This window comes from Streptomyces sp. GESEQ-35, assembly GCF_017948485.1.
GTDB lineage: Bacteria > Actinomycetota > Actinomycetes > Streptomycetales > Streptomycetaceae > Streptomyces.
This window is the reverse complement of sequence record NZ_JAFFSX010000045.1, coordinates 26,535-39,445: the sequence shown is the minus strand read 5'-3', so window position 1 is coordinate 39,445 and position 12,911 is coordinate 26,535. Positions and strand designations below refer to the sequence as shown.

General features: G+C 69.5%; 8 protein-coding genes, 2 tRNA genes and 1 pseudogene. 3 read left to right on the top strand and 8 right to left on the bottom strand.

The annotated features are described in order from the left end of the window. Positions 1 to 197: 197 nt before the first annotated feature. The 6 genes from KCH87_RS46720 to KCH87_RS46695 form a co-directional block, all read right to left on the bottom strand. Positions 198 to 270, bottom strand: a tRNA-Lys gene (locus tag KCH87_RS46720). Positions 271 to 380: 110 nt separating this feature from the next. Then, complete coding sequence (locus KCH87_RS46715; protein ID WP_210594072.1) at positions 381 to 1,916, bottom strand: amino acid permease; 1,536 nt, start codon at positions 1,914 to 1,916, stop codon at positions 381 to 383. Positions 1,917 to 1,986: 70 nt separating this feature from the next. Then, positions 1,987 to 4,089: a VCBS repeat-containing protein gene (locus KCH87_RS46710; protein WP_210594071.1), complete on the bottom strand. Its 2,103-nt coding sequence runs from the start codon at positions 4,087 to 4,089 to the stop codon at positions 1,987 to 1,989. Between the two features lie 190 nt (positions 4,090 to 4,279). Then, positions 4,280 to 6,448, bottom strand: coding sequence for a DEAD/DEAH box helicase (locus KCH87_RS46705; protein ID WP_210594070.1), 2,169 nt, complete (start codon positions 6,446 to 6,448; stop codon positions 4,280 to 4,282). 217 nt (positions 6,449 to 6,665) lie between these two features. Next, on the bottom strand, positions 6,666 to 7,208 hold the full coding sequence (locus tag KCH87_RS46700) for a hypothetical protein (protein ID WP_210594069.1): 543 nt from the start codon (positions 7,206 to 7,208) through the stop codon (positions 6,666 to 6,668). A 109-nt stretch (positions 7,209 to 7,317) separates the two neighbouring features. Then, positions 7,318 to 7,668, bottom strand: coding sequence for a metallopeptidase family protein (locus KCH87_RS46695; RefSeq protein ID WP_067435541.1), 351 nt, complete (start codon positions 7,666 to 7,668; stop codon positions 7,318 to 7,320). Positions 7,669 to 7,772: 104 nt separating this feature from the next. On the opposite strand from KCH87_RS46695, the gene KCH87_RS46690 reads away from it, so the two are divergent. Both KCH87_RS46690 and KCH87_RS46685 read left to right on the top strand, forming a co-directional pair. Beyond that, positions 7,773 to 9,359, top strand: a complete 1,587-nt coding sequence (locus KCH87_RS46690; protein ID WP_210594068.1) for a metallophosphoesterase — start codon at positions 7,773 to 7,775, stop codon at positions 9,357 to 9,359. 80 nt (positions 9,360 to 9,439) lie between these two features. Beyond that, positions 9,440 to 9,515, top strand: a tRNA-Glu gene (locus KCH87_RS46685). Between the two features lie 475 nt (positions 9,516 to 9,990). Here the strand turns inward: KCH87_RS46685 and KCH87_RS46680 are convergent. Then, positions 9,991 to 10,827 (bottom strand): recombinase family protein, encoded by an 837-nt coding sequence (locus KCH87_RS46680; protein ID WP_308299088.1) that lies wholly within the window; start codon positions 10,825 to 10,827, stop codon positions 9,991 to 9,993. 49 nt (positions 10,828 to 10,876) lie between these two features. After that, entirely contained in the window at positions 10,877 to 11,365 is a 489-nt protein-coding gene (locus tag KCH87_RS46675) for a hypothetical protein (protein ID WP_210594067.1), read from the bottom strand. Here KCH87_RS46675 and KCH87_RS49840 point away from each other — a divergent pair. Next, positions 11,319 to 11,486 (top strand): annotated as a pseudogene (locus tag KCH87_RS49840) (TetR/AcrR family transcriptional regulator); the annotation flags it as partial. The gene KCH87_RS46675 and the pseudogene KCH87_RS49840 sit on opposite strands and share 47 nt — an antisense overlap. Positions 11,487 to 12,911: the final 1,425 nt, after the last annotated feature.

The window sequence follows — 12,911 nt, the reverse complement described above, 5'->3', positions numbered from 1 at the left end:
GCCCCCCCCCCCCCCCCCCCCCCCCCCGCCCCCCCCCCCCCCCCCCCCCCCCCCCCCCCCCCCCCCCCGCCCACCCCCCCCCCCCCCCCCCCCCCCCCCCCCCCCCCCCCCCGAAAACGCCACAGCGCCCGAGCCGACCGAAGTCGACCCGGACGCTGCGTAGCAGGTCAGAAGGGATCTTCCCTCCTCCGCGCCAGTAGGCCCTGTGGGACTCGAACCCACAACCAATGGATTAAAAGTCCACTGCTCTGCCAATTGAGCTAAGGGCCCAGGCGATGTTGCCTCCACGAGCATAGCCGGACACGGCCGGGACTCCGATCGGGTATCGGGGACCCGGCCGTGCCGCCGACGGCACAGCGAGCCAGGAGTGTCCGGGCGTGTTACGGATCTACCGGTTCGGGCGCGCTCGCGCGGGCGGCCTCGCGGGCGATCGTCCGTTCGTGGTCGGGGTTGAGGAACCAGTGCCGGGCCGAGGCCAGCCACCAGGTCACGGCGAAGCCGAGGACGGCCAGGACGGCGACCGGGGCGTAGTTGAAGGTCTCCCAGGTGACGGGGGAGACCTGCGGCAGCATGAAGAGGATCGTGATCACCACGACCCATGCCACCGCCACCACACCGATCGGCCGGGACCAGCGTCCCAGGTGCCACGGCCCGCGCTCGAAGTCCTCGCCCTTCCGCAACCGCAGCAGCGTCGGGATGACGTACGCGATGTAGAGGCCGATCACGGCGATCGACGTCACCGCCGCGTAAGCCGTGACGTTGATCAGATACGGCAGCCCGAGCACCAGTGCGCCCAGCGCCGCCAGCCACACCGCCGCCACCGGGGTGCGGGTGCGCGGGTTCACCGTGTGCCAGATGTGCGAGAAGGGCAGCGCGCCGTCCCTCGAGAACGCGTAGATCATCCGGCTGTTGGCCGTCACCGACGCCATCCCGCAGAACAGCTGCGCGCCGATCACGACCAGGAGCAGCAGCTTGCCCGAGGTGGCGCCCAGCGCGTCGAGAAGGATCTGCGCGGGCGGTGCGCCGGTCGGGGACGTGAGGGCGCCGTCGTACGACTGGATCGCGAAGGTGAAGCCGAGGAGGAGGACGAAACCCGCTATCCATGACGTCCAGATGGACTGGACGATCCCCTTCGGGCCCGCCGTCGACGCGTCGTGCGTCTCCTCGGTCATATGGGCGGAGGCGTCGTAGCCGGTGAAGGTGTACTGGGCCATCAGCAGGCCGATCGCGACGACGTACACCCCGCTGCCCCAGCCCGTGTTGTTCACGAACTCGCCGAACACGAAGGACGCGGACTGGTGGTGGTCGGGGGTGAAGGTGAGCGCGCCGACGATCAGGGCCACGCCCAGCACGTGCCACCACACGCTCACGCTGTTCAGCAGCGCGACGATGCGTACGCCGAAGGTGTTCAACAGCCCGTGCAGGACGAGGATCCCGGCGAAGAGCAGGATCGTCCGCCCCGGAGTCACCTCGAAGTCGAACTGGAGGTTCAGATAGGCGCCCAGGAAGGACGCCGCCCCGAAGTCGATGCCCGCCGTCACCGCGACCTGGCCCAGCACGTTGAACCAGCCCGTGAACCAGGCCCAGGCGGCGGCCGTACGAGGCGGCGCGAGCCGGTGCGCCCAGAAGTACAGGCCCGCCGACGTCGGGTACGCCGAGCAGATCTCGGCCATCGACAGGCCCACGAACAGCGTCATCAGTCCGACCGCGACCCACCCCCAGGTGATCACGGCGGGACCGCCGGTGTTCATGCCGAACAGATACAGCGTCAGACATCCCGACAGAACCGAGATGATCGTGAAGGAGACCGCGTAGTTGGAGAACGCCGACATACGGCGGGCAAGGACCTGCGTGTAGCCGAGCTGGGCCAATCGCTCTTCGTCAGACAGCCCACTCGCTATGGCGTCATCTGTCATGCCCCCAGCGATTCCCTCGCCGAGGGCATGACATGCATCACAACTTGGCCAGAAAAGGCACCTCGTACGACTAGAAGAGGCCCTTGTAGCCCTGCCAGCCGGTGCCGATCTTCACTCGGGCCGCGAACGACCCCTTGCCGGTCCCGGTCTGGCGGTACAGATTGCCCGCCATGTCCCGCGCGACCAGGTCGTTCTTGCCGTCGCCGGTGATGTCCCCGACACCGACGACCGCGTTGTACGAGGCACCCCAGCCGGAGAAGACCTTCACCCGCTCCTTGACCTGGCCCGCTCCGGTGCCGTCGTAGCGCCACAGCGTCCCGGACTTGTCCAGCGCCAGGACGTCCCCAAAGCCGTCGCCGTTCAGATCACCGGCGCCGACGACCTTCTTGTAGGCCGACCACGTACGGATCTTGACGCCCGCCTTCAGCTTCCCGGCGCCGTCGTTCGCGAACAGGTAGACGTCACCGGTCGACGCCTTACGCGCCAGCAGGTCGGTGCGGCCGTCGCCGGTCAGGTCGCCGGGCGCGGTGAGGACGTTGTAGGCGTTCCAGCCGGTGCCCAGAGAGGTGTGGCTGCTCGCCGGGGTGTACGGGGCGCTGCACCTACCCGCGTACCGGCGCAGTTCGCCGCTGGGCGTGCGGATGAGCATCTCGCCGCACCGGTCGCTGCCCATGTCGCCGAAGGGCACGGCGAGCGTGCCGGCCGGCCAGCCGGAGCCGGACGTAGTGAAACCGAAGGTGCCCTTGCCCTCCGTGTAGTGCAGGGTCAGGCGGCCCGCCGAGTTGAGCGTGACCAACTCGCCGTAGCCGAGGCCGCCCTGGTCGTGGTGACCGGGCAGACCGCCGGTGAGCCCGAAGGCTCCGCTCGTCGTGTGCGTCCCGCCGCCTTCGGTCGCCGTGGCGGTCAGCGTCCAGGTGTAGCGCCCGTTGTACGCATACGTCCCCGCGTCCGTCTTCCCGGCCCAGCCGGCTTCGGCCTGGGTACCCACACCGGTCCGGGTGGACACGACACGGCCGTGGAGGTCCTTCACCTTGAAGGTCCAGGTGGCGGGCTTGTTGAACTGCCAGGTGCTGTTCCAGCCGTCGTTCTTGGCGTCGACGGAGGCGTCGTCCACCTCGGACTCGATCTTCACCAGCGGCTGCGACGGCACCCCGCTCTGCACGATGTGCACGGACGCATCCGCGTCCACGTACGCGATGTCCCCACCGAACTTGTCCACGGCCCAGGTCTGCCGCCGCTGGTCGGCAGTGGTCCCGGCCGGGAGGTCGACGATCGCGCGCGGGGCGGCGGCCGTACCGGTGTGGAAGTCGGTCAGCAGCAGCTTGCCGGCGGTCCGGTCGTGCCGGACGAGGTACCCGTCTGCGACGAGCGCCGGCCCGGACGGCACGGTGATCTTCTTCTTCGCCGAACGGTCGTAGACCCCCGCCGCGCCCGTGGCGCCGCAGTTCCAGTAGACCCAACGGCCCACCACCTGAAGCTCCTTGACCGTGCAGGGCGCGCCGGTGGCGAACGTCTCGACGGTCTTCTTCTGCTCCAGGTCGTACGCGGTGACCGCACCGGCGCCGGAGCCCGGCGTGTACAGCCGGGTGCCCCACACGGAGGCGGCGGTGATGGAGCGGGTCTGCCGCACGTGCTGAACGAGGTACGTCTGTTGGGAATCGACGTACTGCTTGCCGGTCGAGGCCGCGTTGTAGACGAAGTAGCGGCCGGTGACGTCCACGAACCGGCCGCCGGTCACGCCGGGTTCGTCGGCATAGTGGTAGCCATCGGGGCCCGTCCAGACCTGCGCGTTCTCCTTGCCGTCGGCGTCGACGAAGAAGTAGCCGACATTGCCGTTTCCGGCCGCTCGCAGCGGCACACACGTGCCTGCGTCGCACGCCTCCCGCTTGATGTGCTGGCCGTGCGCAAAGGTGCCGGCGTAGCCGCGGGTCTCCCGCTCCCCGGCCGTCGAACCGTCCGCGGAGATCGGCCGGTTGGTGACGTAGGGATCGCCGTTCGGGGCCCTCTCCACGGTGGTGAGGACACCCCCCGCGTAGTCGATGCCCCAGACCCCGTCGGTCTTGAGCGGCATGGGCGTGGTGTCCGCGGCCACCGGGCCGGCGGTGGTCAGCGAGCCCGCGCCGAGAGCGGCCAGGCCGACGAGTGTGACAGCGATCCGGGCACGCCGGGTCAAGGGTCCCTCCCCAGGGAAGTCAGAAAGGCGCGGCGGCAGGCCTCGTCGAATTCCCCCTCGGCCACACTCCGCCACGCAAGCCAGAGGATGTTAACAACCGGCACACAGGTCTCGGTAGGGGATTGTTGAACGCGGAAGGGCCCGCACGACCGAAGTCGTACGGGCCCTCCCGGGATCAGCTCAGCCGGCGTCAGCCGTTGCGCTTCCAGCGCGGCTTGTCGTCCCGGCGCCCGAAGGACGAGGAGGAGGAGCCGGTGCCGGTGCCGCTGCCGCCGCCGCGGTGGTCGTCACGGCGGCCGTAGGGACGCTCGTGGCCGCCGGAGCGGAAGCCCGGACGGTCGCCCTGGCGGTCGCGGTTGAACGGACGGTCGCTGCCGCGGTGCCCGCCGCGGTCGTCACGGCGCTCGAAGGAACGGCCCGCAGGACGGTCGGCCGGACGGTCGTCGCGACGGAAGCCGCCACGGTCGTTGTCCCGGCGCTCGAAGGAACGGCTGCCACGGTCACGGTCGAAGGAGCGGCCGCCACGGTCGTCACGGCTGTCGTCACGACGGATGCCGCCACGGTCGTTGTCACGACGCTCGAAGGAACGACCACCACGGTCATCACGACGGTCATCGCGACGGAACCCACCGCGGTCGTTGTCACGACGCTCGAAGGAACGACCACCACGGTCATCACGACGGTCGTCACGACGGAACCCACCACGGTCATTGTCACGACGCTCGAAGGAACGACCACCACGGTCATCACGACGGTCGTCACGACGGAACCCACCACGGTCATTGTCACGACGCTCGTCGCGGCGGAACCCGCCACGGTCGTTGTCCCGGCGCTCACGACGCTCGTACGTCGAGGGGGCCTCGGTCCGGTCGGCGTTCGTCGGCTGCTCGGGCACCGACACCTCGGCCGCCTCGACGGCCGCCACCGCGGCCTGCGCCTCGGCGACCGCCGTCTCGGGGTCCTCGCCCCGCTCGCGGGCGGCCCGGGCGACCAGCCGGTCGGCCTCCTCACGCAGCTCGGTGGCGCGTCGCTGCGCCCGCTCCAGCTCCTTGGCGAGCTGGGCGACCTCACGCTCGGCCTGCTGCGCGGCGTTGCCCGCGGACTCGGACTGGACCTCGGTCATCGAACGGGCGCCGGTGATCTCGGCGACCTCGGGCTCGAAGGCCGTACCGGAGTTGATGATGTGACGGCCGGCGTCGACGCCCGCGTCCTCCATCAGCCGGAAGATCTGGCGACGCTGGTGCGGCAGGGAGAGGGAGACGACGGTGCCGGTGCGGCCGGCGCGGGCCGTACGGCCGGCGCGGTGCAGGTAGTCCTTGTGGTCGCCGGCCGGGTCGACGTTCAGCACGAGGTCGATGCCGTCGACGTGGATGCCGCGGGCGGCGACGTCGGTGGCGACCAGGCAGTTGACGTAGCCCTCCTTGAAGTCGGCCAGCGTCCGGGTCCGGGCGCCCTGGGTCATGCCGCCGTGCAGCGCGTCGGCCTTCACACCGGAGTCGCGCAGCTGCTCGGCGACACGGTCGGCACCGAGCTGCGTACGGACGAAGATGATCGTCCGCCCCTTGCGGGAGGCGATCGCCGCTGTGACCGGCGCCTTGTCCTTGGGCTTCACCACGAGGATGTGGTGCGACATGGTCGTCACCGCGCCCTGGGCGGCGTCCACCTCGTGGTGGACCGGGTCCTTGAGGTACCGGTCGACGAGGGTCTTGATCTCGTTCTCCATGGTCGCGGAGAACAGCATCCGCTGGCCGCCGGCCGGGATCTGGTCGAGCAGCTCGGTGACCTCGGGCAGGAAGCCCAGGTCGGACATCTGGTCGGCCTCGTCGAGTACGGCGATCTGCACGTTCTCGAGGGAGCAGGCACCGCGGTTGATGATGTCGCGGAGGCGGCCGGGCGTGGCGACGAGGATGTCGACGCCGCGCTCCAGGGCGTAGATCTGGTTGCCCATGGATGTGCCGCCGCAGACGACCTTCATCTTCAGGCCGACGACATCGCCGTACGGCTGGAGCGCGTCCGCCACCTGCATGGCGAGCTCACGGGTCGGGGTGAGGATGACGGCGCGCGGCTTGCGCTTCTCGGTGCGGCCGCCGGCCAGCGTGGCCAGCGTCGGCAGACCGAAGGAGAGGGTCTTGCCGGAGCCGGTGCGGCCACGGCCGAGGATGTCCTTGCCGGCCAGGGCGTCCGGGATGGTCGCGGCCTGGATCGGGAAGGGGGTGGTCACGCCGTTCTGCGCAAGCTTGCGCACGACACCCTCGGGGAGACCGAGGTCCGAGAAGGTTGCCTCGGGGGCCTCTACGGTCTCGGCGGCCCCGTCGACGTTCTCGGGCACGACGACGTGATCAGTACTGGAAATGGACATGCGAATGCGAAACCTTCCGGAGTCTCGTCGGCACGCGCCCGTCAACTCCGTGATTTCGCAATACGACCGCCTCTATGCGGTCAGCCACGGCAAGGGAGAGAACGCGCCACACGGCGCGCTCTTCTCTGGCGCCGGGCAAATGAATCAAACGATCTATAACCATACGCACCCACCAGCCCCCAAGGCAAACCGCGCCCCCGAGATGCGGGTCACACCCTCACGCCGGTGACCCCGCCGTCGGCGCCGGCTCCCGCTGGGCCAGCTGCGGTGCCGTCTCCCCGTGCGCCGACGACGACGGCTCGGCCACCGTCGGCTCCGGCGTCACGGGCGGCGCCGGAGGCGTGGGCGTCGGCTCCGGCTCGACCGTCCGCGTGGGCGTCGGCTGCGGATCGGTCGGCGCGGGCGCCCCCGGCGAGGCCGGCCGCCCCGGCTGCACCGGCGCCGAAGCGGCCGCGCTCCCGGCCGCGGAAGCCGAGGCCGAAGGCCCCCCGGACGCCGCCCCCGGCCTGCCCTTGCCCTTGCCGTCCCGCTTCTTCTCGTCCTTCCCGTCCCGCTTGCCGTTCCCCGCCGGCCCGTACCCGGAGCCACCGCCCGAGACGGCCGACCCCCCGTCGGGCGCCTCACCGCCCCGCTGCCCGGCGGAATGTGACGGCTTGGCTCCCCCGCCGGACTCGTCGTCACCCACGCTCATACAGCCGGCGGCGGCAGCGACGGCCACGACTGTGGCAGCCAGGCGAACGGGTACGTACAAGGGGCGCACGGGCAGCCACCTCCGGGGGGCGAAGAAGTCAACCTGCCCAACTCCCGCCGCCCACAAGAGGACACGCGCGGGACGACACGCGACGCGTCACTACTGGACACGCCCCGGCTCAGCCGTATCCCAGCGCGTGCAGCCGGGCGTCGTCGATCCCGAAGTGATGCGCGATCTCGTGCACCACGGTCACCTCGGTCTCCGCCACGACCTCCTCCCGCGACCCGCACATCCGCAGCGTCGGCCCCCGGTAGATCGTGATCCGGTCCGGCAGCACCCCGGCGTACCACTCCCCGCGATCGGTCAGCGGAGTCCCCTCGTACAGGCCGAGCAGCTCGGGATCGTCCGCGGGCGGTTCGTCCTCGACGAACACCGCGACGTTGTCCATCAGCCGCGTCAACTCCGGCGGGATCCGGTCCAGCGCCTCGGCGACCAGTTCCTCGAACTCCTCGCGCGTCATTTCCAGCACAGGGCCATTGTCCGGTACGGAACGGTCGTAGGAGAGTCACGGCAGCGGTATGAGAGTCACTGCCGCCCCGCATACCCGGTGCCGGACTTGGGCATACGGGATCAATGGCCGCCCGCGTTCCCAACGTCGCCGTCCTGAACCGCGTACGCCGGGCACCGCGTGCGCTCGCCCGCCGCTACCGTTCGCGCCGCCCGCACCCGTCCGTCGAACTCGTCCCGCAGCCGCACCCCTGGGGCCGGGCCCTGGGGCTGGTCGCGGTGGTGCTGATGGGCGCCTGGCTGGGCCTGCTGATCGTCGGGAACGTCCGGGTTCCCGTCGGCCCCATGGACACCACGATGACCCTGCGCCCCTCGCTCGCCGGCGGCACGAAGATCAACGTCTCGCCGCTGGGTGCGCTTCAGCTGGACAGCCACATCGCCCCGGTCCGCCTGGACGTGAACGTCGACCAGCTCGACCCGGTCCGCTCCCAGGCCCTGGTCGACCACCCCGAACGCCTCTCCGGCCTCCAGGACGAGGTCGCCGAGGACGTCGGCCACGGCACCCTCGACCTCGCCGTACGCTCCGCCGTCGCCGTGGTCTCCGGCGCCACCGCTCTCGGCCTCGCGGTCTACCGCCGCCCCCGCCGCGCCCTCGCGGCGGGCGGCCTCGCGCTCACCCTCCTCGCCGCGTCCGGCGGCACGGCCTTCGCCACCTGGAACCCGAACTCGGTCCTGGAGCCCAGGTTCTCCGGCCTGCTCTCCTCAGCGCCCTCCCTGGTCGGCGACGCGCGCAGCATCGTCACCGAATTCGATGTCTACCAGAAGGAGTTGGCGCGTCTGGTGACAAACGTGACCAAGCTGTACGACGCCACGTCGACGCTCCCTGCCTACCAGCCGGACCCCACCACGATCCGGGTCCTGCACGTGTCGGACATCCACCTCAACCCGGCGAGCTGGAAGATCATCGCGTCGCTGGTGAAGCAGTACGAGGTGAACGTGATCGTCGACTCCGGCGACACGATGGACCACGGCACGGCCGCGGAGAACGGTTTCCTGGACCCGATCGAGGACCTGGGCGCCCCCTACGTCTGGGTCCGGGGCAACCACGACTCCACGCTCACCCAGCGCTACCTGGAGCGTATGAAGAACGTGCACGTCCTGGACGACGGCCGGGCGGTGTCGGTCGCCGGCCTGCGCTTCGCGGGCATCGGCGACCCCCAGTTCACCCCCGACCGCACGAACGAGATCGGAGCCGAGCAGTCGCAGCAACTGGCGGGCGCCCGGCTGTCCTCCGCCCTGCGCGACCAGAAGACCGCCGGAACGCCGGTCGACGTGGCCGTGGCCCATGAGCCGCCGGCGGCCCGCGAGACGGACGGCCTGGTTCCACTGGCGCTGGCGGGCCATCTCCACCACTCCGAGATGGAGGTCATGCCGTTCGGTACCCGGCTACGGATCGAGGGCTCGACGGGCGGCAGCGGCCTGCGCGCGATCGAGGGCACGTACCCCGACCCGATCGAGACGTCGATCCTGTACTTCGACCGGGACACCCGCCGCCTCCAGGCCTGGGACGAGATCAGACTGGGCGGTCTGGGCCTGACGACGGCGGAGGTGGCCCGCCATCTCCCGGAAGAGAACCAGCCGGGAGCCGCCCCGTCACCCACCCCGACCCCGAGCCCGTCACCCTCCCCCAGCCCCGCGACCACATCCCCGTAAACCGTTTTGGCGATACCTCCCGCCATCCCATATGCTTCTCACGTCCCCGACGCGCTGAGAGGCGCCCAGGCGGGCCGATAGCCCTCATCGTCTAGCGGCCTAGGACGCCGCCCTTTCAAGGCGGTAGCACGGGTTCGAATCCCGTTGGGGGCACCAGCTTACTCTGCGTTATCGCAGGTCAGGGCGCATTTTTGCTTTGCAGTTTACTGAACGCAGCATATCGCGTTCTGCGCTCACCTCCGGAGTTGTGGCTCACAAAGCCGCAGGTGAGCGTCTTGAATCGTGGGCAGGCGGTCGCGATTTCGGTTGCACGGGTTCGAGCCCCCCCAGGGTGTATCGCGATAGTGTCATCTGTTGTCTGGTCGGCAAGCCAGACGAGTACCTTCACCACCACTTGCACCTGCTGCTCCTCCAGCACCTCCACTTGCCCTGCCTCTGCCAGAGCGGCTTCGACCCGGACCGCGCACCCTTACTCTCCGTGGCTACGTGCGGCTCTTTGCCCGTGACACCGGGGGCGAGAACGATCCCGCACTTCGCCTCGCCAGTCCTGCCGTCGTAGCGGATCGTCAGGCGCAGCGCGTCGAACAAGGCACGTACAGGTCATCCGGTAGGCGGGACAGATGGGCAGGAGTCACCGACACATGACTGAACACGTCTCGTTGCACCACCTGGCACGATCTGTCGTTTTCCTCCAACGCGGCTGCAAGCCGCTGTCGGAACTCCTGCTGCTGCGCCTGTAGTTCGGCGTGCCGCTCTCCCATGTCACGGACGAGGCCAGGATCCGGCACGTCGAGAAGTTCCATGGTGCGCACAAGGCGTCGGCTCCTGGCCGCTGTGTCGCGATGGCCGAGCGCAGGGAGGCCAGCCGTTGCTCTCCTTCCCGCTCCTGCTCCCCTTGCATGGCCACCACGTGGGCTTCCAACACCCGGTGTCGTGTCCCGGCGAACACCTGGCTGCACACGAAGCCGGTGAGATCGCCGAGGAACAGATCCTCCCGCACCCAGATACTTGTCGGATGCCCGTCAGGCCGGTATTCGGCCTTCGGCGCGCACACGTAATACGTGGTCCGTCCGCTGGCCTTCCCGCATATGCGACGACCGCACTGGACGCAGAACACGTAGCCGCGCAGCCGGTAGATGCGCTTGGTGCGCGGGTGCTGGTTCGCCCCGGGTGCGGCGCGAGAGCGCTGGCGGCGCTCGGCGACCTGCTGTGCCCGCACGAACGTCTCCAGATCGACCAATGCCTCGTGCGCGGGTACGAGAGACCACACGCACCCCTCGACCGGGTTGATGCGGTTGCGGCCGGTGCCTTTGCGGGCCCGCCGGTTCCACACCATGTGCCCGGTGTACTTCGGATTCGTCAGCACCTCCCGGACGCTGGAGCCGGTCCATCGCCCCGCAGCCCGTCCGGCGCCCACCGGGGTCGGCAGCGGGTTGGTCAGCAGGTCTGCGTTCAGCCGTTCGGCAATCTGTCGGTTGCCGGATGGCCCACCGCCGAGTGACGAAGTGGGCAGGGCATCAGCTGTCGCTGGATCGCACCATGCTCACCAGCATTCTGGACCTGGCGGCTCCGATGTGCAGTCGCCTGCGCAGGGTCTCCGCCGAGATCGGCCGTTGATAAGTCTGCCTATGCCACTCGTCTTGGCGAGCACGTTCAAGAAGAACATCCCTCTGCCCCTGTCCCGCTTCGCCGTGCCCGGGATCACTCGGAAGCAGCGCGCCAGGGCCATGACCGTGTTTGACCCCACCATCCAGAACGTTCTGTCCGCCCACGACTCTGACAGACGTCTCCGCCTGTTCCTGTTCCTCGGGAACCGCAACGGACTGCAACAGCCCGGGTCCGACCTCCGCCCACCTAATCAGCAGCAACGGCCCCACCGCGTCGAACGCGGCTTTGCCCGTCTGACCGGCGAGCAGTGGATCCGTCACGTTCAACGCCAACGTCATCAGGCTGGACACGCTGGTGCGACATTGCACGGCGGACAGCGCCGCCCCGATCTCGCGCATGATCGACGAATCACCCGCCCTGCGGAAGTACGAGGAGTCGATGAGGCTGCGCCACGCGGAGACGCTGGCAACGGCTCTATCTCAAGGCGCTGTACGAACGCCTCGCGCAGCTCCCGCGCTTCCTCAAGGCCCGACGTCTCATCGGCGCCGTACGCGGTGAAGGAGACCGTCGGCAAGGAGACTCTCAACTCCCGGTTGCGCAGGGCCGTCCTGGCCACCCGGCCCACCAGCGTCCTGACGGCATCCGAGCCGCTGTCGGGGCGCCCTCCCCGCCGGGCTGACGGCACCGGCGTCCTCTTCGGCAGCGCCGCCATCGGCGCGGTGACCACCGGCTCGCTGAACGGCTTTACAGGCAGCCCGTGAGAACCGGTCGCCCCCAGCCCCGGCATCGACGTCCCGGACGCGGACCGCACCAGCCCTCGGGCCCGCGACCGGGCGGCCGACCTGGCATCCGACGCGGCGGGGGTGGCGGGAGCTGCGGCGGGCGCCGGGGCCTTATCGCCCGGCAAAGAAGCCCGCTCCGGGACCGGGTCCGGCAGCCCGGACGCCTCCGCCCTTTGCGCTGCGGGTCGGGGGAGATACGCGGAATCTGCACCGGATCCCTGCACCCCGGAACGAGGCGCATTACCCGCGCTGCCTTGCTCGACAAACCAGCGCTGTGCGATGGCCTCGGCCCGGACATCGAGCCCCGCACCCCGAACCGAAGGGTCCAGGTCCCGATCCCTCGCCGCAAGAGTCCTGTCACCCGGGGGACTTACCCACGTACCATGGAGCTCGGCCATACGACGGAGCTCGGCGCGGACCGTCGACACCAGCTCTGCCAGTTCGGCAGGACTCATACTGGCCACGGCACCGGGGTTGGTGGGCAATTCGTCCTCGGCGCCCTGCGAACCCGTGCGAGCGCCGGTATCCGAGGCGGTCGGAGACGACAGTCCCTCCGAGTCGACGGCGTGATCGGATTGGCCGAGGTCACCGGTGTTGTTCCCCGCCGAGTCGTCCTGCACATCAGGCTGGGGCGCTGCCAACAACCGTTGCAACGCCTCGCCCAGCTGCGGGTATCCGAACACCTCCGAGCGCAGAAGCCAGTCGTGCATCTCCCGTGCCCAATCAGGCGTGGCAGTTCCCGCGATGAGCACGTCCCACATGCTCCTGACGACCGCACGCTTGCTGCCCTCCAAGGTGAGAGAGGCAAGGTGGTCGATTCGACTTCGGTAATACACGTGAGTGTCCCGCAGCGATCCAGGCGAGAATCCATCGCCGCGCGAGAAGGGAAACGGGAACCAGGGAGTGTGGTCCTCAGAAATCACCACCACCGGCTCAACCGGCAGCCCCCTGTCATCACTGTGATCCTCCAAGTTCCACGGATTGTCCCTCACAGCATCCGCACGGAAGGCATCCTGGATTTCCCTGAACTGCCCGACATAGCGCAGCCGCAGCTGCCGCGACGGCACGCCCACAGCATGCAGCCACTGCTGTTCCGTCAACAACCCCTGGCCCAGCACATGGTCGAGCACGAACACCGCAACCGAACCGTCGGGCAACAGCA

What these genes read in the sequence shown, in the direction of transcription:
- KCH87_RS46690 (WP_210594068.1), top strand. Translation starts at nt 7,773, where the DNA reads ATGGCCGCCCGCGTTCCCAACGTCGCCGTCCTGAACCGCGTACGCCGG.
- KCH87_RS46715 (WP_210594072.1), bottom strand. Translation starts at nt 1,916, where the DNA reads ATGACAGATGACGCCATAGCGAGTGGGCTGTCTGACGAAGAGCGATTG.
- KCH87_RS46705 (WP_210594070.1), bottom strand. Translation starts at nt 6,448, where the DNA reads ATGTCCATTTCCAGTACTGATCACGTCGTCGTGCCCGAGAACGTCGAC.
- KCH87_RS46675 (WP_210594067.1), bottom strand. Translation starts at nt 11,365, where the DNA reads ATGCGCGAGATCGGGGCGGCGCTGTCCGCCGTGCAATGTCGCACCAGC.